Annotated in this window: 22 protein-coding genes and 1 pseudogene; 10 read left to right on the plus strand and 13 right to left on the minus strand. The window is 71.7% G+C overall.

What is annotated here, in order from left to right; all coding sequences use genetic code 11:
• Nucleotides 1-194 precede the first annotated feature (194 nt).
• The 6 genes from P3T27_RS32145 to P3T27_RS32165 all read right to left on the minus strand — a co-directional run bounded on the left by P3T27_RS32145 (nucleotide 195) and on the right by P3T27_RS32165 (nucleotide 4,197).
• On the minus strand, nucleotides 195-764 hold the full coding sequence (locus P3T27_RS32145; RefSeq protein ID WP_280684891.1) for a transposase: 570 nt from the start codon (nucleotides 762-764) through the stop codon (nucleotides 195-197).
• A complete protein-coding gene (locus tag P3T27_RS41085) occupies nucleotides 680-895 on the minus strand; it encodes a winged helix-turn-helix domain-containing protein (RefSeq protein WP_348534165.1) in 216 nt (71 codons plus the stop codon). Before P3T27_RS41085 ends, P3T27_RS32145 begins: the two co-directional genes overlap by 85 nt.
• On the minus strand, nucleotides 895-1,275 hold the full coding sequence (locus P3T27_RS41090; protein ID WP_348534167.1) for a helix-turn-helix domain-containing protein: 381 nt from the start codon (nucleotides 1,273-1,275) through the stop codon (nucleotides 895-897). The genes P3T27_RS41085 and P3T27_RS41090 overlap by 1 nt, the downstream gene beginning before the upstream one ends.
• A gap of 108 nt (nucleotides 1,276-1,383) precedes the next feature.
• On the minus strand, nucleotides 1,384-1,794 hold the full coding sequence (locus tag P3T27_RS32155; protein ID WP_280684778.1) for a RidA family protein: 411 nt from the start codon (nucleotides 1,792-1,794) through the stop codon (nucleotides 1,384-1,386).
• A 690-nt stretch (nucleotides 1,795-2,484) separates the two neighbouring features.
• The gene (locus P3T27_RS32160; RefSeq protein WP_280684779.1) at nucleotides 2,485-3,498 is read right to left on the minus strand and encodes an IS110 family transposase; all 1,014 of its coding nucleotides are present in this window, start codon (nucleotides 3,496-3,498) and stop codon (nucleotides 2,485-2,487) included.
• A gap of 267 nt (nucleotides 3,499-3,765) precedes the next feature.
• Nucleotides 3,766-4,197, minus strand: coding sequence for a hypothetical protein (locus P3T27_RS32165; RefSeq protein ID WP_280684780.1), 432 nt, complete (start codon nucleotides 4,195-4,197; stop codon nucleotides 3,766-3,768).
• Nucleotides 4,198-4,483: 286 nt separating this feature from the next.
• Here P3T27_RS32165 and P3T27_RS32170 point away from each other — a divergent pair, with 286 nt between their 5' ends.
• Both P3T27_RS32170 and P3T27_RS32175 read left to right on the plus strand, forming a co-directional pair.
• Nucleotides 4,484-4,900, plus strand: a complete 417-nt coding sequence (locus P3T27_RS32170; RefSeq protein ID WP_280684781.1) for a DUF317 domain-containing protein — start codon at nucleotides 4,484-4,486, stop codon at nucleotides 4,898-4,900.
• 86 nt (nucleotides 4,901-4,986) lie between these two features.
• The gene (locus tag P3T27_RS32175; protein WP_280684782.1) at nucleotides 4,987-5,502 is read left to right on the plus strand and encodes a hypothetical protein; all 516 of its coding nucleotides are present in this window, start codon (nucleotides 4,987-4,989) and stop codon (nucleotides 5,500-5,502) included.
• A 317-nt stretch (nucleotides 5,503-5,819) separates the two neighbouring features.
• Here P3T27_RS32175 and P3T27_RS32180 read toward each other — a convergent pair.
• Together P3T27_RS32180 and P3T27_RS32185 are read right to left on the minus strand one after the other, a co-directional pair.
• Nucleotides 5,820-6,657: pseudogene (locus P3T27_RS32180) on the minus strand (IS5 family transposase).
• 1,999 nt (nucleotides 6,658-8,656) lie between these two features.
• Complete coding sequence (locus P3T27_RS32185) at nucleotides 8,657-9,460, minus strand: exodeoxyribonuclease III (RefSeq protein WP_280684783.1); 804 nt, start codon at nucleotides 9,458-9,460, stop codon at nucleotides 8,657-8,659.
• A 277-nt stretch (nucleotides 9,461-9,737) separates the two neighbouring features.
• Between P3T27_RS32185 and P3T27_RS32190 the strand changes: the two genes are divergently transcribed.
• Complete coding sequence (locus P3T27_RS32190; RefSeq protein ID WP_280684784.1) at nucleotides 9,738-10,511, plus strand: GntR family transcriptional regulator; 774 nt, start codon at nucleotides 9,738-9,740, stop codon at nucleotides 10,509-10,511.
• Between the two features lie 100 nt (nucleotides 10,512-10,611).
• On the opposite strand, the gene P3T27_RS32195 is transcribed toward P3T27_RS32190, so the two are convergent.
• Nucleotides 10,612-11,790, minus strand: a complete 1,179-nt coding sequence (locus P3T27_RS32195) for an ROK family protein (protein ID WP_280684785.1) — start codon at nucleotides 11,788-11,790, stop codon at nucleotides 10,612-10,614.
• A gap of 427 nt (nucleotides 11,791-12,217) precedes the next feature.
• Nucleotides 12,218-13,870: a hypothetical protein gene (locus P3T27_RS32200; RefSeq protein WP_280684786.1), complete on the minus strand. Its 1,653-nt coding sequence runs from the start codon at nucleotides 13,868-13,870 to the stop codon at nucleotides 12,218-12,220.
• A 417-nt stretch (nucleotides 13,871-14,287) separates the two neighbouring features.
• On the opposite strand from P3T27_RS32200, the gene paaK reads away from it, so the two are divergent.
• Nucleotides 14,288-15,544: a phenylacetate--CoA ligase PaaK gene (gene paaK / locus P3T27_RS32205; protein WP_280684892.1), complete on the plus strand. Its 1,257-nt coding sequence runs from the start codon at nucleotides 14,288-14,290 to the stop codon at nucleotides 15,542-15,544.
• 82 nt (nucleotides 15,545-15,626) lie between these two features.
• On the opposite strand, the gene P3T27_RS32210 is transcribed toward paaK, so the two are convergent.
• Both P3T27_RS32210 and P3T27_RS32215 read right to left on the minus strand, forming a co-directional pair.
• Entirely contained in the window at nucleotides 15,627-16,475 is an 849-nt protein-coding gene (locus P3T27_RS32210) for a hypothetical protein (protein WP_280684787.1), read from the minus strand.
• Between the two features lies 1 nt (nucleotide 16,476).
• Complete coding sequence (locus P3T27_RS32215; protein WP_280684788.1) at nucleotides 16,477-17,175, minus strand: hypothetical protein; 699 nt, start codon at nucleotides 17,173-17,175, stop codon at nucleotides 16,477-16,479.
• A 135-nt stretch (nucleotides 17,176-17,310) separates the two neighbouring features.
• Here P3T27_RS32215 and P3T27_RS32220 point away from each other — a divergent pair, with 135 nt between their 5' ends.
• The 5 genes from P3T27_RS32220 (at nucleotide 17,311) to P3T27_RS32240 (ending at nucleotide 21,627) form a co-directional block, all read left to right on the plus strand.
• Nucleotides 17,311-17,988 carry a response regulator transcription factor gene (locus P3T27_RS32220; RefSeq protein ID WP_280684789.1) on the plus strand — a complete coding sequence of 226 codons (678 nt, stop codon included), beginning with the start codon at nucleotides 17,311-17,313 and terminating at the stop codon, nucleotides 17,986-17,988.
• Between the two features lies 1 nt (nucleotide 17,989).
• Nucleotides 17,990-19,384 (plus strand): HAMP domain-containing sensor histidine kinase, encoded by a 1,395-nt coding sequence (locus tag P3T27_RS32225; protein ID WP_280684790.1) that lies wholly within the window; start codon nucleotides 17,990-17,992, stop codon nucleotides 19,382-19,384.
• Nucleotides 19,385-19,572: 188 nt separating this feature from the next.
• Nucleotides 19,573-20,244, plus strand: coding sequence for a 50S ribosomal protein L11 methyltransferase (locus P3T27_RS32230; RefSeq protein WP_280684791.1), 672 nt, complete (start codon nucleotides 19,573-19,575; stop codon nucleotides 20,242-20,244).
• A 95-nt stretch (nucleotides 20,245-20,339) separates the two neighbouring features.
• Entirely contained in the window at nucleotides 20,340-20,777 is a 438-nt protein-coding gene (locus tag P3T27_RS32235; RefSeq protein ID WP_280684792.1) for a GNAT family N-acetyltransferase, read from the plus strand.
• A gap of 136 nt (nucleotides 20,778-20,913) precedes the next feature.
• Nucleotides 20,914-21,627, plus strand: a complete 714-nt coding sequence (locus P3T27_RS32240) for an aminotransferase class I/II-fold pyridoxal phosphate-dependent enzyme (RefSeq protein ID WP_280684793.1) — start codon at nucleotides 20,914-20,916, stop codon at nucleotides 21,625-21,627.
• Between the two features lie 36 nt (nucleotides 21,628-21,663).
• Here the strand turns inward: P3T27_RS32240 and P3T27_RS32245 are convergent, their stop codons facing one another.
• Nucleotides 21,664-21,882, minus strand: coding sequence for a hypothetical protein (locus P3T27_RS32245; protein WP_280684794.1), 219 nt, complete (start codon nucleotides 21,880-21,882; stop codon nucleotides 21,664-21,666).
• A 240-nt stretch (nucleotides 21,883-22,122) separates the two neighbouring features.
• Here P3T27_RS32245 and P3T27_RS32250 point away from each other — a divergent pair, with 240 nt between their 5' ends.
• Nucleotides 22,123-22,368 (plus strand): helix-turn-helix transcriptional regulator, encoded by a 246-nt coding sequence (locus P3T27_RS32250; protein ID WP_280684795.1) that lies wholly within the window; start codon nucleotides 22,123-22,125, stop codon nucleotides 22,366-22,368.
• Nucleotides 22,369-22,678 lie beyond the last annotated feature (310 nt).

The raw sequence follows: 22,678 nt of genomic DNA on the forward strand, positions 1-22,678 counted from the left end.
AGAGGGTTGCGGTGACGGTACCGGGCCGGGTGCGGAACCGGTGGTGGCTGTCATTCCCCAGGCAATGGCGTGGGGGCGGACAGCCCGGTCGGCCTGCGAGGCGATCCCTGGGTGTTCGTGGCCGGTAGGGCTGTGGGGTCGGGTGTCGGCCGGGTGGTGACGGAGGTTGGGGCGCGGTTACTGACCTCGGCGTTTCAAGGTGATGGCGGTGGGAGGTCGAGGGAGAGTCCGGTCCCGGTGAGGAAGCCGTTGAGGATGTCGGAGCGGTACTGCAGTCGTTTGAGTCGGTTGCGGACGAGGGCTTCGAGCCGGTCGAGGGCGACACTGGCGAGGTTCGCCAGACTTCGTTTGACGTGGGCCCACAGGTACTCGACCGCGTTCAGCTCGGGTGCGTATGCGGGCAGCACGAACACCGTCAGCCAGTCCCGCGCGTCGATGAGGTCGCGCATGGCGTGGGAGACGTGGGTGTTCAGCCGATCCCACACCAGCACGATCGGCGCCTTGACCAGCTGGTGCATCCCGTCTATCAGCCCGATGTAGTCGTGTTCGGACAGGCTGCGGCGTTCGCCCTTGCGCCCGGTGTGGCGCCGCAGCCGGTGGCACAGGCGGGTCCGCGAGCCCGGTCGCATCGCGATCAGCCCGGCGACGGAGATCCTCCCCGAGCGGCTGCCGCTCACCTTCACGACCGGGGTGATGCCGCGGCGTCCCCATGTGCGTCCTTTGGGCGGCCTGCGGGTGAAGCCTGCTTCGTCCTCGAAGCAGATCCATCCGTCGCAGGCCGCCCTGGTGCTTTTACCTCCTCCCAGGTCGCCTCCCTCCAGGCGGCGACGGCCTGTTCGTCGCGTTCGGTGGCACGCCGCACGGGGACCTGCGGGGTGAAACCGAGCCGGTGCATCAGGCGGGTGGCGCCCGAGACGCTGTAGACACGTGGAACTTGCGGCCGATCAGCGTGGCCACCCGCGCGCCGGTCCAGACCTGGTCCTGATCCCAGCCGTGGGCGGCCGGCCCCTGCTCGAGGTAGGCGGCCAGCTTCTCCTGGCAGCGCGCGGACAGCTTGCAACGCCGGCCGCTCGCGCCTTGTGAGGCCAGGGCCGCGACCCCGCCGTTCGTCCACGCCTGGTGCCACTGGTAGGCCGACTTCGAGCTCACCCGCAGCCTGCGGGCGACCTCCGGTGGCCCGAGTCCATCGGCGAACAACCCGGCGGCCTCCAGCCGCACCGCCTCGCGGCGCTGCCGGCCCTTCGCCGTCAGCCCGCCCCCATCCCCATAGCGCATACCAACGGCATAGCGCGGAAGTGACCGACGGTCAGCTACACAAACACGCCAATCACCTCGAAACGCCGAAGTCAGTAAACCCGCCGAAGAGCCTGTGAGTACCCGGCATCACCGGACGAGTCCGATGGCCTCAATCTCGATCATCCACTCAGGGTTGGCGAGTGAGGAGACCTCTACGAACGACTCCGCGAGGTGAGGCTTGTCCGGGAAGTGTTCCGCGCGCAACTTGGCAAAGATGTCCTGCTGCGCTATGTCCGTGACGAACACGGTCGCCTTGACTACGTCGGCGAGGCTGGAGCCCGCGTTTGTGAGGACCGTCGACAGATTCGCGAGCGCCTGACGGGCTTGCGTCTCGAAGTCCCCGGCGCCGACCGTGGCTCCCTGGGCATCGATCGGCGCCTGCCCTGATGTGAAGACCAAGTTCCCGACCCGGACGCCGAGCGAGATACCGGCCGACTCGTACCAGTCGGGTTCCGCGGAGACACGCACGCGCTCGGCGGCAGGCTGTGTGACGGTCATATTGCTGACACTCCCTCAAAACTGCACAAGCGGAGCCGGGCAGCTGTGATCACCCCGGCTTGATCGACAGCCACGAGATCCTGAGATTCATTCCCGAGGGCTTGCAAGTCCGCCTCGGCGCAGCTCGGGTGATGGTCGCCCACCTACGCGAGCGTGCCGCATTCCAGGCATGATCCGCAGGACAGGCCCTAACCCCAATGCAGGTGACTTTGCGGTCTTTCACGGCCCTCTGGCCGAAGCATTGCCGCACCCATGAGGGCCGGGCCTGTCAAGCGCGCGTAGGTTCCTGGCCTCGGGTTTCGTCCTGTTGTTGCCGGGGCTGCGTGGTCTTCGGGGCTTCCTCGTAGTCGCTGGTGCTGCCGCCGCGTGGGAGGAGTCCAGTTGGAGCGCCCGGAGCCCGACGAGGGACGAGCGGGCGAGGACGAACGAGCTGGACACCGATGCGCGGCGGTAGACAATGGACAGCCGATGAAGCGTGAAGTTCTTCTGGGATGTGGATCGTTGCGTCCCCGGCAGGTGGTCCGCGTGTGGTGTCACATGCACCCATCCGGCGTCTGGCCGGTGTGGCCGGCGCCATGACCGTGGTCCGGGGACCGGGCTGCTCAGTCAGGTCATCGAGCGCGGCGGAGCCGTCTCATGCGAAATTGCGAGCGCACCCGGGGTCTGCGGGCGATCCGCACGGTGGCGGTTTCATCGGGCTGGTCGCTTGCGCTGGTCCCGCTCGAAACGAGGGTCGCGCAGGAGGTGGTAGGCGCGGGTGAGGAGCTTGCGGGCGATGGCGGTGGTGGCGATCTTCTTGCCGCGCCTGGCGGCGATGGCCTGGTAGGTGTCGGCGAAGACGGGGCTGCGCTTGGCGGTCTGGGCGGCCTCGCACAGGATCCAGCGCAGCCAGGCGGAGCCCTGTTTGGAGATGTGCCCCTGGTGGACGGTGAGGTCCGAGGCGCGGACGGTGGGGGTGAGGCCGGCCCAGGCGGCGAGCTTGCGGGCGGAGGGGAAGCGGGTGACGTCGCCGACCTCGGCGAGGATCACCAGCGCGGTGAGCGTGCCGACACCGGGCAGCTCCATGAGGGCCTTCACCCGCGGGTCGCCCCTGGCGTGCGCGGCGAGCTGCTTGTCGAGGGCGTCGATCGGCACCTGCAGGGCGTCCATGACCTGCAACAGGTCGTCCACCACGCGACGGGAGGCGTCCGGGAGCTCCAATGACGCGAGCCAGTTGCGGCCGGGTCCGGTGAAACAGCTGCCGGGCCGGTCGTGGCCGAGGTCGGCCAGGACCGCGTGGACGCGGTTGCGCATGAGCGTCCGCAACCGCACCAGCTGGAAGCGGTGGCGGAGCAGGGCTCGCTGCTGGCGTACCTCCAGCGGGGCGATCCACGCCTCCGGCAGGAGGTCGGCCCGCAGCGGCCGGCCCAGGATCGCGGCGTCGACCTTGTCGTTCTTCAGCCTGGCCGAGGCGATCGCCTTGCACCGCAGCGGGTGGACCAGGTGCGGCTGGTATCCGTAGTCCTCCAGGAGTCCGACCAGCCAGCCCCAGCCGTAGGTGGCCTCGAACGCGACCGGGGTGCCGATCGGCAGGTCCCCGATGACCCCGAGCACCGTCTCCACGCCGTTGGGGACGTTGCGGTTGACCCGCACCGCACCGTCCTCGTCGATCACGGCGATCTGGGACCTCTTGCGGTGCACGTCGATACCGACGTAGACAGACATTGAGGGCCTCCTTTCCGAGCCCGTGTACATACCCGGACGATAGGCACCGCCCGGATGAGCAGGGAAGGGGGGCCCGGCCCTCATATGGTCAGGTCAGCGGCTCGCGATCGTTGTTAAGTCACCGGCATTGGGGCTAGACCACCGGCGTCCCAGCCGAAAGCCCCGGCCGCCGCGGAATCCACTGCGGCGGCCGGGGCTCACCCGGCGAGGGAGACGCGACCCGTCAGACGAAAGCCGTCAGACGTAAGCCGTCATCGGACGCGAGCGTCAGGAGGTCACGATCTTGGTCTTCGAGCAGTGGGACGTGACGCCGCCCTTCGTCAGGCAGGCCCACATGATGTACTGATGGCCCTCGGGCAGGTTGCCGCTCTTCCACGCGGTGTAAGGCGAATTGTGGCCGGAGGTGCTGACCACACGTTCGGGGATGCTGCCGTCGGGCGCGCTCAGATGGGCGACGACGCCATATCCGTCGGCGGTGGCGTCGAAGGCGCCGAGGGTGTCTCCCGTCACGCCACAGCCGGGGTTCGCACTCCACTGGGCGCCGCCGGCCCACTTGCCGGCGTCGTTGTAGACCTCGGCGGACGGGTACGCGCAGATCTCGTCCGTCGCGGCGGAAGCCGAGCCGGATGTCGCGGTGGCGAGGCCCCCGGCCATCACGAGACTGGTCAGCGCGACGCCTGCCTTACGAGCAATACGCATGACTACCCCCTGAACACCGCCAGGATTTCCGGCGGCGGCACTCAGTATGGAATACGGGGGCGGAGCAGAGCAATGATCGTTCTGACGGTGGATCAGGGCCGGACGGGCCCTCTAGTGTCTCGCGACCCTGATTGCGTCATTTCGCGTTGTTATTGCGACTAACCCCTACTGGACCAGGAAGGCGCACGAACAGCCGTGGCTGCAGCTGAGCGTCACCCCGGCCACGTACGCAGGCCCCGTCCTGGACACCGAGCGCGCGATCCGCCCCCTCGTCGACGCTGGCGCCGTGCGCATCGACGACGGCCGCGGCAACCAGTTCATCGTCTCCACCGACGGCAGGGTCCGGCTCGGCTTCGAGCCCGAGAATGGCACCGACGCGATGTGGAAGATCGCCGTTCACAACTCGCCGTTCGAGCCGCCCCAGTGGACCGTGTGCCTCACCGACCAGACACCCGTCGAGATCGTCGAGGCCATCACCAGCGACCTCGCCTCCAGGCTGCGCACCGGCGACCGCCTGCACGGGTCGGCCCGCGACCGTGAGTGGCGCGAGCTGTTCCAGCCCCCGCAGTGGACCGCCCACTGGGACGCCTGGACAGGACAGGAGACGGTGACCTCCGTGCATGCATCGCAGGACCGCATCGTCCTGGCAGGGCGATTTCAAAGTCCGGGTGAGCTGGTGAAGGTGCTGGTCACGGCGGTATGACGAGGCATGATGTACCCGGTCCGTACACAACGAAGCTCCGGTTGAGTGCCGGTGACCGATCAAGTCGTGCAGATACCCTGTGGTTCATGACCGAGCAAGTCGTTTCCCTCGCGTGGCGCTGGACCGCCGAGACGTCGAGCGACGGCGCGCATCGCTTCTGCGGGATTCGTGTAACCGCGCCGCCCGGCGAGATCGGCGATCCGGACGCCTGGGCGGTCGTCGGGCTGGTTCAGGGCGCGATCGACGACATGCTGAAGAAGCTGGCGTTGCAGCCGGTGCTGCACGCCGCGGCCGGCATGGGCGTCGCAACGCTGTTCGCCGGCTTGCACGCATGGCACAGCGAAGGCCTGCGGCCGGCGTTCGCCGCAGCCGACGCCAATCCGCGCAGCTACTTCGCGTTGCCCGAGGCTACCGAGCTCTTCGATGCTGAGGAGGCCTATCTCGTGCGCTCGTGCGCAACCGGCGCCCGCCTGCTGTGGTGCGACTACGCGACCAAGGAGGTCCGGGAAGTCGCAGTGGACTTCGATGCTTGCCTTGCAGGCTGGAGGGCCGTGCGCGATGCGATCGGGCAGGATGACAGGGCTGTTATAAAGTCCCGGTGATCAGGCAGACTGGCTGGTCAAGCGATACCCAAGAGGTCGAGCGGGCGGGTGAAGGGTTCGTAGGAGGCGTGGCGGAGGCCGGCAGCGATGTTGCGGTATCCGTGCTGCCGCAGCGTGTTGATCGCCAAGTTGCGGAGGGTCGCCATGTTCTCGGGTCCGTGGCCGATGTGGATCCTCGAGGCGTCCTCGCCGAAGGTGCTGTCGCGGACGAAGTGCAGCCGGTTCTCGATGATCCACTGTGACCTGGCCCAGTCGCTGGGGTGAGGCTTCTTGCGAACTCAGAGGGCGTTTGATGTGAACGGATTGCCCTTTATGCCCTAGTAAGTCCCTCGCCAGGTTGGTGTGGTCTCGTCCGTTATGCGCTTGGCGAGGTTGTCGATCGAGGCGATGTGGATCATGGCTTCGGAGCTGGTCGGCAGGGTCTCGTAGTCGCGGGCGAGGCGCCGTCTTAGCATGATCCACCCCAGGCTTCGTTCGACAACCTACCGCCTTTTCACCACGTGAAATCCAGGGGCGTCGGATTTGCGGTGGACGACCTCGACGTCGACTCCCAGGCTGGCTCCGTGCTCGACCATGGCGTTCTTGAAGCCGGTGTCGACCCAGCTTTTGGAGATGCCCGGGTAGGTCTTCTTGGCCTGGTTGATGAGGTGTATTCCCACGGCGTTCTCGGACAGGCTCGCGGCGGTGACGATCACGGCGAGGATCAGCCCGGGGGTGTCGGTGAGGATGCCGCGTTTGCGGCCGACGATTTTCTTCGCTGCGTCGGTTCCTTGGCTGGTCAGGGGCACGTTGGTGGAGGTCTTCACACTCTGGGTGTCGATGACGGATGCTGTCGGCTCGGGGTTGCGTCCCTCCCTCACGCGGGCCAGGCCGGTCAGGTCGTAGTTGAGCTGGGCAAAGATTCCCTCGTCGCGCCAGGCGGCGTAGTAGGCGTAGACGGTGCCGTGGTTCGGGAAGTCGTGTGGGAGGTACTTCCAGGGGATTCCCGTTCGGTTGACGTAGGATCGCATTGAACACGTCGCGCAGTTCGACCTTTGCCGGCTGTCCGGTGGGCCTGCGGTCGAGCCGAGCTTTCCTCCAGGCCGTCAGTTTCGGCTCGATCAGGGCCCATCGGGCGTCGGACAGGTCGCTGGGGTATGGCTTCCGCTGGCTCACGACACAGCGTCTGCATGAACGTGGCGGAAGACTCTGTTCCGCTGTCCCATGGGCGGTTCTATGACTTTTTCAAATCAGACGGACTTCCAGGCGCAGAAGCGGACGAGACCGCCAGGCATGCTGGCGGCCAAGGCGGGGACAGACTTCCTGCATCGGGTAGATCGCCACGAACGCGGTCATGGATGAAAGCCGCATGACGGAAAAGAGCCCGCTAAACGCCCACTGAGAACTCCACAGCGCTGCCGTCAACGTCTGGTCGCCCACAAGCCGATAAGTTCGGAATCCCAAGCACACCACGAAACGCCCGGCCGCACCGAAGTAGAAGGCCCGAAGCATCTCTTATGTGCGTGACAACGGGCAGGAAGACAGGCGGGACGTGACTGCAGATATCCAGCTCACCTGCTCCGTCCCCGCATCCGCGAGGTGTGGGGTGCGGCACCGTCGCAGGTGGTGATTTTCAAACGCCGCGAAGCCCTGCGGCATGCCGTCCCCGCGTCCGCGAGGTGCGGCACCGTCGCAGCGCTCAGGGGCCCCCTCTGAACACCGGCTTCACCCCGCCGGTCTCCCCGCCCGCGAGGTGCGGCACCGTCGCAGCTGGATCACCGTGTCGCCGATGCCGGACAGGTTGCCGCGGTCTCCACACCCGCGAGGTGCGGCACCGTCGCAGTGCGATCGCCGGCCGCAACGAGGAGACGTCCGAGCTGTGGTCTCCACACCCGCGAGGTGCGGTACCGTCGCAGCGACACCCCTCCGAATCTCGGCCACCTCACCCAGCTGCGGTCTGCATACCGCGAGGTGCGGCGCCGCCGCAGCCCGGAGGTCGCCGAAACCCCGACCGCAGTCCGCGGGCGGTCTCCGCACCTGCGAGGTGCGGCACCGTCGCAGCTTTTCCGCGCCCCGAAGATCCGGGCCGTCCCAGCACTTACCAGGTGTGGCACCGTCGCAGCAGCTTGACCATAACGTCGACGGGCAGCGGGGGGTGGTTTCCCCGTACCTGCGAAGTGTGGCACTGTCGCAGCGTCCCGGCGGTCAGTAGGGAGTCGTTTCCGGCCAGGCAATTCCCGTACCCGTGAGTGCGGCACCGTCGCAGCAACATCGCCACCACCTCGTCGCCGAGGACCTCGCCCCGTCTCCGCACCCGCTAGGTGCGGCACCGTCGCAGCAAGTAGGGGGCGATGATGAGATTGGCGGTGAACAGCCGTCTCCACACTCAGGAGGTGTAGCACCATCGCGGCTGCTGGTCCGCCCGCAGCGCGGTCTGGTCGAGGGCGCCGTCCCCACACCCACGAGGTGCGGCACCGTCGCGGCACTGAGCGGCGCTACGACGCCATGGGCCACAGCCTGCCGTCTCCACACTCGCGAGGTGCGGCACCGTCGCAGCCGCAAAATGTCCTCGGGCGCGGTCGGCTGGACGCCCCATCTCCACACCCGCGAGGTGTGGCACCGCCGCAGCGCGTCGGCCTGGACGGCGCGGCCGAGCGGCCGATCGCCGCCCCCACCCACGAGGTGCGGCACCGTCGCAGCGGCCCGACGACCGTCCGCGTCGCCCAGGAGCTCACCCGTCCCCACACCCATGAGGTACAGCACCATCGCAGCACGTACGCGGTCGAGGTGTGGCACCGTTGCAGCGTCTCACGGTCCCGCCACAGTTCGACGAGGATGGTCCTACCTCAGTACCCGAACGTGCAGCACCGCAACAGCCGCCGGATTGCTGTGGCCTGGGCCGCCGGACTGGCGCCAATCCCGCACCCGCCTGGACGGGCCACCGTCGCAGCGTCATCGTCAGCGAGGCAATCCGTCACGCAATCGCGCCGCTCCCCTTCCCGTGCCCGCTAGCTCGGCGCGGTCCGGGCATCGTAGTGAACGTGCCGTGGGTGAGGTCCGGCGTCTTCATGGTCACGAGCTCGGTATGGCTCCGCGAGGCGCTGTTGCGGGTCGTTGTGGACCGTGTCGGTAGCCGGGTTGCCGATCCACGAGGGGGCAGCCCGGCCTGCTGGTCTCAACTCTCCAGGTCATAGACCACGGTGACGGGGGCGTGGTCGGACCAGCGTTCCGCGTGGGTGGCGACACGTTCGACATAGGCTTCGACCGCCTTGGCGGCGATACCAGGCGTTGTACAATGCAGGTCGATTCGCCAGCCGGAGTCGTTGTCGAAGGCGCGGCCGCGGTAGGACCACCAGGAGTAGGGGCCGGTGCGGTCGGGGTGGAGGCTGCGGACGACGTCGACGTAGCCGGCCTCGTCGTAGACGCGGGAGAGCCAGGCGCGTTCCTCGGGGAGGAAGCCGGCGGACTTCTGGTTGGCCTTCCAGTTCTTGAGGTCTTCGGGGCGGTGGGCGATGTTCCAGTCGCCGCAGACGACGACCTCGCGGCCGTCGGCGGCGGCGCGGGTGCGCAGGGCAGTGAGGTGGACGAGGAATTCCGCCATGAAGCGTTCCTTCTCGTCCTGGCGCTCGGTGCCGACCTCGCCGGAGGGGAGGTAGAGGCTGGCGACGGTCAGCCCCGGCAGGTCGATTTCGACATACCTGCCCGAATCGTCGAATTCATCCGACCCGAATCCGATGGCGGTCCGCTGCGGCTCCTGGCGGGACAGTACGGCGACGCCGGCCCGGCCCTTGGCGACGGAGGGGGCCCAGACCGCGTGCCAGCCGTCGAGGTCGCGCAGTTCGACGGGCAGTTGCCCGGGCTCGGAGCGCACCTCCTGCAGGCAGATCACGTCCGCCTCGGTGGCGGCCAGCCACTCGATGAAGCCCTTCTTGGCCGCCGCCCGGATTCCGTTCACGTTCACACTCGTCACCACGATCACCCGAGCAGCCTACCGAGTGCGGCAGGCCGGTCCGAAGCGTGACGCGCACCGCCCGCCGGATGACGTGAACGTGGCATGAATGTGTGCGACGGTCGCACCAAGCCGCGCCATTGGTCTTGACCATCTTCGGATGAAGCACCTAGGGTCGCTTACTGCAAAGACCTTTAATAAAGAAGGACGGATAAAAGCCCGCTCTCCCACCTGCCGCATCAGCGGACAGCGGGCCCGGCATCCGCCCTCCTTACCGCAGGGCGGAGACGACAGGGTGGAGGACAAGGTGGGGACGACAGGACAGCTCTCGGCGGTGCCGGAGCCGAAGTACTGGCACCTGCGCACGGTGCTGCTCCGGGCGATCGACTCGGAGTTCTCCATCGGTCAGGTCCTGCCCAACGAGCGCGAGCTCTCCGCCCGCTTCGGTGTCGCCCGCGCGACCCTGCGGCAGGCCCTCGACCAGCTGGAGCTGGAGGGGCGCCTGGTGCGTCGGCGGGGGATCGGCACCCTGATCGCGGCCCCGCGGGTCGGCGTCCCGGTCAACCGGCAGGAGGAGGGCTGGCCCGGCGCCGTCCGCAGCCAGGCCTGGCGGACGATCGACTGCACCACCGCCCCCGCGTCGGCCCAGCTGGCCAAGAGCCTCGGCATCGCCGAGGGCGCCACCGTGCACATCGTCCGCCGGGTCCGCCTGGTGGAGGGTCGGGCGATGGCCACCGAGTCGTTGCACGTCCCGGCCGCGGCGCTGCCGCACCTGCCCGGTTTCCGGGCCGAGAGCGACCGGGCCCGCTCGGTGCTGCGCCAGCTGGAGCGGCTGGAGGTGGACGGCGAGTCCCGCGCGGTCGAGCTGGGTGTCGCCGAGGCCGACGAGGCCGCCCTGCTGGAGCGCCCGCCCGGTTCGCCGGTGCTGGTGATGACCACCCAGTACGCCGCGGCCGGGCGCCTGGTGGCGGTCGCCGTCTCCACCTACCGGGCCGACACCTGCAAGCTGACCTTCGGCGAGACCGGCCTGGTCGAGGTCACCCCGGTCGGTGCTGCGGCCGAGGTCCGCACCGCCTCCTGAACCATCTTTCCGACACCCTCAGGCCGAGGCCCGGACGCCCAAGTGGCGTCCGGGCCTCGGCCGTTGTGTGGTGGGTGGTGAGCGGGCCCGCCCGGCCCCGTCAGGCCCGACCGTTGCCGGTGGTCGGCGGGTCGACGGCGAACAGCTGGTCCTCGACCTGGTCGAGGGCGACGCGCAGCGCGCCCATCGCCACGACCTCGGATCCGAGCGCGGCGAGGGCCACCTCGGGGGCACGGAGGGTGAACTGGGCCAGGCGTTCGCGCAGCGGTTCCAAGACGCCGTCGAGGCCGGCCGCCCAGCCGCCGATCACGACGAGTTGCGGGTCGATGGCGAGGACGAGCGCGGCGACACCCTGGACGAGGCGGGTGAGGAAGCGGTCCATGGCGACCTTCGCGACCTCGTCGCCCTCCCGCGCGAGCCGTAGCACGCGGGCGACGGCGGCCTCGTCGAGCGGGTTGAGCGGCTTGCCGGTGGTGGAGAGGAGGCGTTCGGGGGTGACCTCCTGGCCGAGCAGGTGGAGGGCGCCGATCTCGCCGGCCGCGCCTCCGAAGCCGCGGTGGAGCCTGCCGTCGATGAGGGAGCCGGCGCCGGGGCTGAGGCCGGCCATGACGAAGACGACGTCGCCGGCGCCGACGGCCGCTCCCTGCCAGTGTTCGGCGATGGCGGCGAGGTTGGCGTCGTTCTCGATCAGGACGGGGCAGCGGAAGGAGCGGCGCAGCCGGGCGCCGAGGTCGAGGCCGGTCCAGCCGGGCATCGCGGTGCCGAGCCGGACGGTGCCGTCGCGGTCGACGATGCCGGGGGTGCCGATGCCGACGGCCCACAGGTTGTCACGGGAGACGCCGGCCTTGCGCAGCACCTCGGCGACGGCGGTGCGGACGGCGGCGAGCCGGTCCTCGGCGTCCAGGGTCTCGTCGACCGGCTTGAAGTGACTGCCCACCACCTCGCCGGTGAGGTCGGCGAGGATGACCCGGATGTCGTGCACGCCGACCTCGATGCCGAGGATGTGCCCGGCCTCGGCGCGGAAGCGGAACCAGCGGGCCGGTCGGCCGCGGCGGCCGGTGCCGGGCTGGCCGTCCTCCTTGGGCTGGTCGACCTCGGCGACCAGCCCGGTCTCGACCAGGCCCTCGATGACGCCCTCGACGGTCGGGCGGGAGAGCCCGGTCTCGCCGACGAGCTGAGTGAGGGTCACGGAGTGGCCGGTCCGCAGCGCCCGAAGCGTGACCGCCGCGTTGATCCGCCGCAGCAGCGAGGAGTCTCCTCCGGTGAGCCGATCCGCCAATGCGATGCCCTTCGCCGTTCGCGCGACTGCCCTGGCGCGCGGTGTCGAGTGCGCGGTGCCCACCGAGTGGCCCGCGGGGGTGTGCCGCCCGGAACGCGGCACGGCGGCGCGGGGCCGCCTGCGCCAGGGCCGGAGGACATGCGGAGCCTACCCGGGCGTGGGCCCGGTGGGCGAGAATCCTTGCAGCTCATCCAGGCTTCGGTATCGAAATGGTACGGATCGGGTGGCGGTGGGTGATCCGGGCTTCACCGCCCGGCCACAGAAGGCCCACGACCGCGCCGCCGGGACCGCACCGACCAGCGGGAACGGGCGGAGAGCGCCGAGCCGAGGCTGAGCCAGGAGCCAGGAGCCAGGAGCCGGGAGCCGGGAGCCGGCCGACAGGGCGCTGAGCGCGGGGAGGCGGGCACGGCCCGATCGTCGCGGTGGCTCAGGGTATCCGGGCCGCGAACAGGCGTTGCCCGAGCAGCCCCATCGGGTGCCCGTCCTCGGGCAGCGCGAGGACGGTCGGGCAGCCGGCGGCGGTGAGCGCGGCCCGCCAGTGCTCGGCGGCGAAGGCCGTGGAGGCTGGGGACATCGGGGACGCCGGGGACGTCGCGGATATCGGGGATGCCGGGGGCGCAGGGGGAACGGGGCAGGCCCGGACGGCAGTAGCGATGCAGGCGAGGGCCGGGAGCACGTCGGCCTCGGCCTCGGCCTCGCCCGTGATCAGCAGGTCGAGCTGTTCGCCGGTGGGCGCGAGCAGCAGCAGGTGCCCGCCGGGCGCGAGCTGGTCGACCAACTCCTGGACGGCGCGGTCCGGACGGCCGGTCGCGGTGGCGACGACGATGTCGTAGCGGCCGCCGTCGGGCAGGTGGTGGTGGTCGGCGTGCTGCCGGGGCCGGGCGGCGAGGGCGCGGGTGATCGCGGAGTCGGCGCCGTCGTGGCCGAGTTCGAGGACGCGCAGCGGTACCGGTCCGTGGTGGGTCTCGGCGAGGCCGCGGACCAGCGCGCCGAGGGCGGCGCCGAGGTAGCCGCGGGCGGCCGTCCAGCGGATCGGGGTGGCGGCCGGCCGGGGTGCCTCCTCGCCGGTGATCAGCCGGGGCAGCCGCAGTGCGCCGCGCCGGACCCGGTCCAGGGCGGCGAGCGGGCCGAGCCCGTCCGTCCAGGCCTCGACGGCGGGCCGCCAGGCCTCCCGGACCTCGGCCGCGGTGAGTTCGGTCCGCCCGTGGTGGACGCCCTCGTGCCGGGTGATCAGGCCGTGCCGGGTGAGCGCGTCGAGCCAGCGGCCGACCCGGGACCGCTGGGCGGGGGTGACGAGGGCGGCGGCGAGGACCTCGGCCTCGGTGTGCCCGCGCCCGGGGTCGGTGAGGACGCCGCTCTGCTGGAGGGTGAGCAGCAGCGAGGCCAGCACGGCCTGGTCGAGGTGGGCGCCGAAGGCCTGGACCTGGTCGGCGGTGACGCCGATGGTGTGCTTCCAGGCGGTGGCCGAGGCGGCGTCGACGGCGGCGCGCAGCCGGTGGTCGGCGGCCTCGGCGTGGGTGTGCGGGGCGCGGACGTGGGCGAGGACGGCGCCGAGCGCGTCGACGGCGGCGTACACGTCCTCCTGCTGGGGTTCGGGGCCGACGTGCAGGACGAGCCGCAGTGCGCCGAGGTCGTGGGCGGCCAGGCCGGGGCGGCGGCTGAGGCGCCAGAGCAGGGCGGAGGGCAGGCTGAGGTGGGTGGTGGCGTCGGCGGCGAGGGCGGCGAGCTGCTGGTCGGGGTCCTGCTGGGGGTCGCCGCAGTGGACGGTGCCACCGGCGAGCAGGGTGGCGAGGGCGAGTTCGACGGCGAGGTCGGTGGCGGGGTGGAGCACGGTGTGCCGGATGGGCGGCGGGCCGAGGACGCCCGCCCAGTGCTGCAGCCGTTGTTCGGCGGTGCGGGCGGCGGAGGGCGGCAGCGCGGCGTGGGCCGCGACGCGTTGGGCGAGGACCCGGGGCAGGCCGCCCGGTGGGGAGACGCCGAGCAGCAGGCCGATGCCGCTGATCGCGCGCCCGTCGGCGACGACGGCGGGTCGGTCGCCGAGTTCGCGCAGCGCGCTGACCAGGGCGGGAGTCGTGGACACGGTGATCACTCCGGGGTGCGGGGGAGAAACCGCACTACTGAACCATGCGGCTGGGCCGGCGGATGCCGTGCACGGGTCAAAATTCCGTAATGATTTTCATATCGGCCAGCCAAGGTGGCCGTCCGATCTCCGCCTGAAACGGATGGAACCTCACATTCCGGATCCGCTGCACACCCCTTGACAGGTGGTTCGGGCACTGGGTTACTTGGCCGTGGGCCCGCCCTGACCGAACGATCGGTAGGCGTCCCGTATCGGCCGACCTGCGAAGGAGCGACGATGACCGGCAGCGCACCCGCCCCGCGCCGACACCCCGGGGAGTCCGGTCGGTATCCGGGGGAGCCCGGGCGACGGCTCGGGGAGTCCGGCCGGCGCCTCGGGGAGCCGATCCCGTCCGCGCTGCTGGACGCCGGCGAGCGGATGGGTGTCGACGAACTGCGCGCCCATCAGCTCACCCGGCTCCGGGCCACCCTGCGGCACGCGTACGACAACGTCGAGCTGTACCGCCGCAGGTTCGACGCGGCCGGCGTCCGCCCCGAGGACTGCCGCACCCTCGCCGACCTCGCCCGCTTCCCCTTCACCACCAAGACCGACCTGCGCGAGGACTACCCGTTCGGCATGTTCGCCGTCCCGATGGAGCAGGTCCGCCGGATCCACGCCTCCAGCGGCACCACCGGGCGCCCGACCGTCGTCGGCTACACCGAGAACGACCTGTCGATGTGGGCCGACGTGGTCGCCCGGTCGATCCGCGCGGCCGGCGGCAGGCCCGGGCACAAGGTGCACATCGCCTACGGCTACGGGCTGTTCACCGGCGGGCTGGGCGCGCACTACGGCGCCGAGCGGGCCGGCTGCACCGTCATCCCGGCCTCCGGCGGCATGACGGCCCGGCAGGTGCAGATCATCCAGGACTTCCGGCCCGAGATCATCATGGTCACTCCCTCCTACCTGCTCACCCTGCTGGACGAGTTCGAGCGACAGGGCGTCGACCCGCGCAGCACCTCGCTGCGCATCGGGATCTTCGGCGCCGAGCCGTGGACGGAGGAGATGCGGCGCGAGATCGAGGACCGGCTCGACCTGCACGCCGTCGACATCTACGGTCTGTCCGAGGTGGTCGGCCCCGGCGTCGCGCAGGAGTGCGTGGAGACCAAGGACGGGCTGCACATCTGGGAGGACCACTTCTACCCGGAGGTCGTGGACCCGTTCACCGACGAGGTGCTGCCCGAGAGTGAGAGCGGCGAACTGGTCTTCACCTCGCTCACCAAGGAGGCGCTGCCGGTGATCCGCTACCGCACCCGCGACCTCAGCCGGTTGCTGCCCGGCACCGCGCGGCCGGCCTTCCGGCGGATGGAGAAGGTCACCGGGCGCAGCGACGACATGATCATCCTGCGCGGGGTGAACGTCTTCCCGACCCAGATCGAGGAGATCCTGCTGCGCACTCCGGGCGTCGCGCCGCACTTCCAGCTACGGCTCACCCGGCAGGGGCGGCTGGACCACATGACCGTCCGGGTCGAGGCGCGCCCGGACGCTCCGGCCGAGCGGCGGGTGGCGGCGCGGGCGGCGATCGTCCGGGCGGTGAAGGACGGCGTGGGGGTGACGGTCGCGGTCGAGGTGGTCGAGCCGTACGCGCTGGAGCGGTCGGTGGGGAAGATCCGGCGGGTGGTCGACGAGCGGGGGTAGGGGTGAGGCCTGGAGGCCGGAGGCGCACGGCTGTCCGGGGGGTGATGCCGTACGCCTCCGACGTCTACAGCAATGTAGACGCTTAGGCGGTGGAACGTCCACTCGCCGTCCGTCGCCGGTGTGCCCGGGTCGACAGGACGAGGGCGGCCGCCATCAGCACCGCCAGGGCCAGGCTCACCGGGCCGGTGCCGAGCGCGAGGCCGCCCCGGTCGGCGCCCACGCCCAGCCAGTCCGCGAACGAGGCGCCCAGCGGGCGGGTCAGCACGTACGCCCACCAGAACCCGGCCACCGGGCCGACCCACCGAGCCCGCGCCGCCACCGCCGGGACGGTGATCAGCACGGCGAAACCCAGACCGGCCAGCAGATACCCGGCGTGCAGCGTGGCCGCCGTCAGATCGCCCAGCGCGGTGCCCAGAGCGAAGGTCAGCAGCACCGCCGCCCAGTAGAACAGCTCCCGGCGCAGCCCGGTCACCCGGTCGATCGCCAGCGAGCCCTCCACCCGGTGCCAGAGCAGGAACAGCGCGGCCAGCGCCACCGCCAGTCCACCCGCCGACACCGCGTACGGCACGCCCAGCGCGACGTGCGCCACATCGGCGACCATCGTGCCGAACACGCTGACCAGCACCACCACCGCCCAGTACATGCCGGGCACGCAGCGGCGCAGCCGCAGCTGGACGAGCAGCGCCACGGCGAGCAGCAGTCCGGCCGCCGCGACCGCCGGCACCGGGCCGACGGTGTGCGCCAGGAAGTCCGACAGGGTCTCGCCCATGCCGGTGGTCAGCACCTTCACCAGCCAGAACCAGGCGTCCACGGCCGGGACCTTGCTTGCCCCGGGCGTTCCGGCTCCGGGCGTTCCGGCCCTGGCCGCTCCCGCCTCGACCGGGGTGCCGGGGCGGGCCGCGGCCCGGGGCATCGTCGTGTGCCGGGCCATGTCAGCGCCCGGACCCGTCGACGACGGTGTTCCCGGTCAGCTCGCCGCTCGTGCCGTCGACGGTCACCAGGTGGCGCACGCCGTCCGGGCCCACGACCACCACGGCCCAGGCGGCGGCGCCGCCCTGCTGGGTGACGCGGCGCAGCGACTCGGCCCGCCCGCCGGGGACGGCGCCCTGGGCCTTCTCCAACGCGGCCGAGGCGGCGAGGGAGGGGAGCGGGGCCGGGGCGAGGCGGGCGTCGGCCCCGGCCTGGCCGCCGTTCTTCCCCTGTCCGTTGTCCCGCCCCTGCCCGCCGCCGTGGTGGCGGCCGTCCTTGGCGCGCCCCTCGCCCGGGGCGTTCCCGCCCTGCTCGCCGTATCCGCCGCGCTCGCTGTTCCCGCCGTGCTCGCCGTGCTCGTCGGACGAGCCGCCCTCGGCCCGGCTCATCGCGCGGTGGCCCTCGCGTCCGTGCTCCTCGTGGGCGGCCGCCAGTGCCAGCCCGCCCGCGCCGATCAGCGCGACGGCGGCCACCCCGGCGGCGATCCGGCGCTCCCGGCCGCCCGCCCAGCCGCGCAGTCGCGCCGCCCGGGGCCGCTTCGGCGCCCGCTGCGGATCCTGCGCAGCGTCGTGCAGGCCGTCCGGTCCGTGCAGGCCGTCCGGTCCGTCCGGTCCGTTCGGGCCCTCCGGGAGCGGAAGGGTGGACGACGTGGCGTCGGTCATCGGGCGTTCTCCTTGCCTCGGCTGCTCACCGCGCCCGGAACCCCCGGGGCGCGCCCGGCGATCATGGCGGACCGTTCCTGAACCTCCGCTTAAGCCGCCGACGGACCACCAGGCATCACCTGGCACCCTGAACGGATGCACCTACTCGTCGTCGAGGACGAACACCGGATGGCCACCGCGCTGCGCCGCGGCCTGGAGGCCGACGGCCACACCGTCGACACCGCCCACAACGGGCCCGAAGGCCTCGCCCTCGCCGACCGGCACCCCTACGACGTGATCGTCCTCGACATCATGCTGCCCGGCCTCAACGGCTACCGGGTCTGCGCCCGGCTGCGCGCCAACGGCTGCCGGGCCGGAATCCTGATGCTCACCGCCAAGGACGGCGAATGGGACGAGGCGGAGGCCCTGGACACCGGCGCCGACGACTACCTGTCCAAGCCCTTCTCCTTCGTCGTCCTGCTCGCGCGGCTGCGCGCCCTGCACCGCCGGATCGACCAGCAGCGCCCGCGCCTGCACACCCTCGGCGACCTGGTCCTCGACGCCAACGCCCGCACCTGCGCCCGGGCCGGCAGCCCCACCCAGCTGACCGCCCGCGAGTTCGCGATCCTGGAGTACCTGGCCGCGCGCGCCGGGACGGTGGTCTCCAAGCGCGAGATCCTCGACCATGTCTGGGACGCCGACCACGACCCCGACCCCAGCATCGTCGAGGTCCACATCCACGCACTGCGGCGCAAGATCGACGCCCCGTTCGGCCGCGCCGCCCTGCAGACCATGCGCGGCGCCGGCTACCGGCTCGCCCCCGACGGCGGCTGAGATGCGCCCGCGCCTTCCCCGACTCCCCGGCCCGCTCGGGCGGTTCGTCCCCCGGTCGGTGCGCGCCCGGGCCACCGCCGCCGCCGGTACGGTGCTCGCCGCCGCCCTCGCCCTGGCCGGCGCCGGGCTGCTCGCCGCCCTGCACGCCGACCTGGTCGCCTCCGCCGCCTCCGCCACCAGGCAGCAGGCCGACTCGGTCGCCCAACTCGCCGTCCAGGGGCGGCTCACGCCCGTCCTGCACGCCGGCCACGGCACCGACTTCCTGCAGGCCGTCGACGCCCACGGCACCGTCCTCGCCGCCAGCCCCAACCTGACCGGCCGGCCCGCCCTCACCGCCGCCCACCGCACCGGCTCGCACACCACCGACGACGTCGACCCGCTGTACGACCACCACCGCCAGCGCCTCACCGCCGTCACCGCCGACACCCCGAGCGGGCCGGTCACCGTCTACGCGGGCGCCTCGCTGCGCGCCGCCGACGAGGCGCTCGACATCACCCAGGCCGCGCTCGCCGTCGCCTGCCCGCTGCTGCTGCTCACCGGGGTGGTCGTCACCTGGCGGGTGACCGGGCACGCGCTGCGGCCGGTGGAGGCCATCCGCGCCGAGGTGGACGCGATCACCGGGCAGGATCTGCACCGCCGTGTCCCCGAACCCGGCACCGCCGACGAGATCGCCCGCCTCGCCGCCACCATGAACGCGATGCTCGACCGGCTGGAGGCCTCCGGGCGGCGCCAGCGGCAGTTCATCGCCGACGCCTCGCACGAACTGCGCAGCCCGCTCGCGGTGTTGCGCACCCAGCTGGAGGTCGCCGACACCCACCCCGACCCGTCCGTCCGGGCCGAACTGGTGCACGGCGCGCTCCAGGACACCGACCGGCTGCAGAGCCTCGCCACCGACCTGCTGCTGCTCGCCCGCCTCGACGCGGGCGGCGGCGCCGAGGACCGGCCCCGGCAGCGGGTGGACCTCACCGGGCTGGTCGCCGCCACCGTGCTCGGCCGCCCCGCCGGCCCGCACCGGCGCACCACGGACCTCGCCCCCGCGGTGGCCGTCGACGGCATCCCGCTCTGGCTCGGCCGACTGCTCACCAACCTGCTCGACAACGCCGACCGGCACGCGGCGGGCGCCGTCCACGTCCGGCTCACCGCCGACCGCGCCCGGGGCCTGGCCGTCCTGGACGTCGAGGACGACGGCCCCGGCATCCCGCCCGCCGACCGCGAGCGCGTCTTCGAACGCTTCACCCGCCTCGACGACGCCCGCAGCCGGGACGAGGGCGGCAGCGGCCTGGGCCTGCCGATCGCCCGCGACATCGCCTGCCACCACGGCGGCACCCTGGTCGTCACCCCGACGCCGTCCGGGGCCCGCCTCACGGCGACCGTCCCCCTGGCGGCCGACGGCTGACGGCGCCGGAGACCCGGTCGGCGCCGCCGGGACGACGGTCGCGCGGCCGGTGGCAGGACCGGGCCCGGTCCTGCCCAGGCTCCGCGAGGTCCTGGCGGAAGCAGCGGCGGTGGCTGTGGTGGCGGTCGCGAGCGCCCCCGCCGGCTCGCGGAACGCCCGTCCCGGCGGCGAGGCCCTATGCTGCGGGGATGCCGAGTGAGCTGCGCACTCTTCAGCCGGAGACCGACCTCGCCTTCGTCCGGCGCGAGACCGAGCTGAAGCCCGTCCCGTTCGTCCCCGAGGTCGGCCTGCACATGGCCGAGGACGCGATCACCCTCTGGGAGACCACCGAGCGGGTGCGCGGGGAGGTCGGGCTGCCGCCGCCGTTCTGGGCGTTCGCCTGGGCCGGCGGGGTGGCCGTCGCCCGCTACGTGCTGGACCACCCCGAGCTGGTCGCCGGGCGGACGGTGCTGGACGTCGCCGCCGGGTCCGGGGTGGTCGGCGTCGCGGCCGCGCTGAGCGGTGCGGCGGCCGTCCGCGCGGCCGAGATCGACGCCTACGCGGTGGCCGCCATCGACCTCAACGCCGAGGCCAACGGTGTCCGGGTGGAGGCCGCTCTGGTGGACCTGGTGGACGGCGACGGTGCCCCGGCCGACGTGGTGCTCGCGGGCGACGTGTTCTACGAACGGGCCATGGCCGCCCGCTTCCTGCCCTTCCTGGAACGGGCCGCCGCGCGCGGCGCCACCGTCATCGTCGGCGACCCCGGCCGGGCCTACCTGCCCCGGGAGCGGTTCACCGCGGTGGCCGCCTACCAGGTGCCGGTCGTCGCCGACCTGGAGGACACCGCGGTCAAGACCACCACGGTGTGGCGCCTGGGCTGACGGCCCGTCCGCCCGCGGTGCAGGCCGGCCGGCGGCGTCCGTCCGCGTCGCGGAATTCCCGGCGGCGGGGCGAAAGCGCCCGCTAGACAGGCCGCATGACCGACACGATCACCCTGCGCGCCGCCACCTCCGACGAGATCCCCGCCCTGCTCGCCCTCTGGGCCCGGGCGGCGAAGGGCACCAGCATCACGGACGACGCGGCGGGCGTGGCCGCGCTGCTCGCCCGGGACCCGGAGTGCCTGATCGTCGCCACCCCGGTGGGAGACCCGGCAACGGTCGTCGGCACGGTGATCGCCGGCTGGGACGGCTGGCGCTGCCACCTCTACCGCCTCGCCGTCGACCCCGACCACCGCCGCCAGGGCATCGGCGCCGCCCTGCTGGCCGCCGCGGAGGAGCGCTTCGCCGCGCTCGGCGGCCGCCGAGCCGACGCCATGGTGCTGGACGACAACGCCCTCGGCCACCGCACCTGGCAGGCCGCCGGCTACCGCCCCGAACCGCGGTGGAGCCGCTGGGTCAAGCTGCTGACCGCCTGAGTCCACCCCCGTCCGGACGGCCGCCGAGCACTGGCGGCCGTCTCCGGTGCGTGGTCCGCTGGGGCCGGTGCGTGCCCGAACGACTGGTTCCGGCACGCCGCCCAGCCCACCCCGCGACACCCGGAGAAGGACCGCCATGACCGACGACACCCGCACCCTGGCCTCACCCGAGACGGCCGCCGACATCCTCGCCCGCCAGCCCGACCTGGAGCAGGCCCTCGCCTACTTCCATCAGCACGTCGCGACCCCCAGGGCGGTCAACCTGTCCGTCGCCGAGAACGTGCTGCTGTACCACCACTCGATGGAGAAGGTCTTCAACGACATCCACCTGCTCCCCGAGCGGTACATCCAGTACATCGACTCGGCCGGCACCGAGAAGGTGCGCGAGCCGGTCGCCAAGCTGCTCACCCTGGCGCTCGGCGCCGAGGTCGACAAGGACCACGTGTACGGCGTCGCCGGGGTCTCCTCCGCGCTGGAGTGCATCGCCTTCGCGCTCAAGGGGAGCGACCCGGTCGGCCGGCCGCTCAAGGACGGCGACGAGGTGCTGATCCCCGCGCCGTACTGGCAGGGCTTCAACTGGTCCTTCCAGGAACGGCCCAGGCTCACGTGCGTCCCGGTGAACCTGCCGACCGAGGGGGAGGAGCGGTACCGGCTCACCCTGGCCCTGCTCAAGAAGGCCTACAAGGACCGGAAGGCGGCGGGCCACACGCCGCGCCTGCTCGTCCTCACCAACCCGCACAACCCGCTGGGCGTCAACTACTCGCGGGCCCTGCAGGACGAGATCTACGGGTGGGCGCTCAACGACACCGACATGCACATCATCTCGGACGACATATCTGCTTATGCATGATTTGAACTGGCGGTTGCCGAGGGTGATAGTGGCAGGTCAGGTGGCCTCATCCTCGCCGTCGCGCGGCATCGCGATGTCGCGTACGAGCTGGAGCGCGTCGTCGAGGGCGGAGATGAGGCTGCCGAACTCGTGCACCAGCCGGGGCAGAGGGATGGTCAGCAGGTCGATCTCGCGGGCCCGGGCAAGGTCTGCGTTGGCCATGCAGAAGCGGGCGGTGTACTCGGGCGGCAGGGGTGGGGGCGTGTCGGTGCTCATCGTCTCACTGGGATCGGGTGCTGCTGGGGCGGGTGGCAAGGCGAAGTAGTCGCGTATGCCGCCGGGGGTGATCCAGCGAACTAAGCGCGTGCGGGGGGCGGCAGTGGTGGGCATGGGTGCACTCCGGGTGAAATGCCCCCAGCGGATTCAAATTCGAACGAATCATAGCGAACGGATGTTCGTGTGAAATGTCCCTGCCTGGGGGCAGACCTTTGATCATGGAATCGTCAGCGTCGAGGGGTGCTCCCCCCTCCACCGCCGGACCAGGCAGACCTTGACCAGCAGCGACGCGCGACAGGCGACCGCATCCGCCGAGCCCGGCGTCTCCACGGGCTCACTCAGGAGGGGCTGGCCGAACGCTCCGGGCTCTCGCGTAAGACCATCGGCGCGTTAGAGCAGGGCGGGGCGTCTGCTACACACGATCAACTGGCGCGTGTGGCGTACGCGCTGCAGCTGCCGCTGTGGCGGTTGTTCTGGGACGAGTAGGTCCTGGCCGACCACACCGCCGTACGGTCGGCCAGGGGTCTAGTGCTACTCGGGCGGGGGCGGCGGGGGGTCGGACTTGGGGGCCCTCGGCGGCGCTTTCGGGCCGCCGATTCCGCCACTGCCACCACTGGGCTTGTCCTGCGGCATGTCGTTCTCCTCCTCACGGTCGTTCACCGGGACGCCGCCCGGGGGGATGTCGTCCGGCGGTGGCATCAGGGGGTGTGCAAGCGCCCGGTTGGGTCCGCGGGAAGCGCGGCCTCGCTGGTCACGCCACCGGCCCTGGTCATGCGGGTGGACAGTGCCGCTCATG

The sequence above is a fragment of the Kitasatospora sp. MAA19 genome (assembly GCF_029894125.1).
GTDB lineage: Bacteria > Actinomycetota > Actinomycetes > Streptomycetales > Streptomycetaceae > Kitasatospora.

Excerpts from the sequence above, each read along its gene's own strand:
- P3T27_RS41085 (WP_348534165.1), bottom strand. The coding sequence starts at position 895 with ATGCACCGGCTCGGTTTCACCCCGCAGGTCCCCGTGCGGCGTGCCACC.
- P3T27_RS41090 (WP_348534167.1), bottom strand. The coding sequence starts at position 1,275 with ATGCGCTATGGGGATGGGGGCGGGCTGACGGCGAAGGGCCGGCAGCGC.
- P3T27_RS32155 (WP_280684778.1), bottom strand. The coding sequence starts at position 1,794 with ATGACCGTCACACAGCCTGCCGCCGAGCGCGTGCGTGTCTCCGCGGAA.
- P3T27_RS32160 (WP_280684779.1), bottom strand. The coding sequence starts at position 3,498 with ATGTCTGTCTACGTCGGTATCGACGTGCACCGCAAGAGGTCCCAGATC.
- P3T27_RS32165 (WP_280684780.1), bottom strand. The coding sequence starts at position 4,197 with ATGCGTATTGCTCGTAAGGCAGGCGTCGCGCTGACCAGTCTCGTGATG.
- P3T27_RS32175 (WP_280684782.1), top strand. The coding sequence starts at position 4,987 with ATGACCGAGCAAGTCGTTTCCCTCGCGTGGCGCTGGACCGCCGAGACG.
- paaK (WP_280684892.1), top strand. The coding sequence starts at position 14,288 with ATGGGTGTCGACGAACTGCGCGCCCATCAGCTCACCCGGCTCCGGGCC.
- P3T27_RS32210 (WP_280684787.1), bottom strand. The coding sequence starts at position 16,475 with ATGGCCCGGCACACGACGATGCCCCGGGCCGCGGCCCGCCCCGGCACC.
- P3T27_RS32215 (WP_280684788.1), bottom strand. The coding sequence starts at position 17,175 with ATGACCGACGCCACGTCGTCCACCCTTCCGCTCCCGGAGGGCCCGAAC.
- P3T27_RS32220 (WP_280684789.1), top strand. The coding sequence starts at position 17,311 with ATGCACCTACTCGTCGTCGAGGACGAACACCGGATGGCCACCGCGCTG.
- P3T27_RS32225 (WP_280684790.1), top strand. The coding sequence starts at position 17,990 with ATGCGCCCGCGCCTTCCCCGACTCCCCGGCCCGCTCGGGCGGTTCGTC.
- P3T27_RS32230 (WP_280684791.1), top strand. The coding sequence starts at position 19,573 with ATGCCGAGTGAGCTGCGCACTCTTCAGCCGGAGACCGACCTCGCCTTC.
- P3T27_RS32235 (WP_280684792.1), top strand. The coding sequence starts at position 20,340 with ATGACCGACACGATCACCCTGCGCGCCGCCACCTCCGACGAGATCCCC.
- P3T27_RS32240 (WP_280684793.1), top strand. The coding sequence starts at position 20,914 with ATGACCGACGACACCCGCACCCTGGCCTCACCCGAGACGGCCGCCGAC.
- P3T27_RS32245 (WP_280684794.1), bottom strand. The coding sequence starts at position 21,882 with ATGAGCACCGACACGCCCCCACCCCTGCCGCCCGAGTACACCGCCCGC.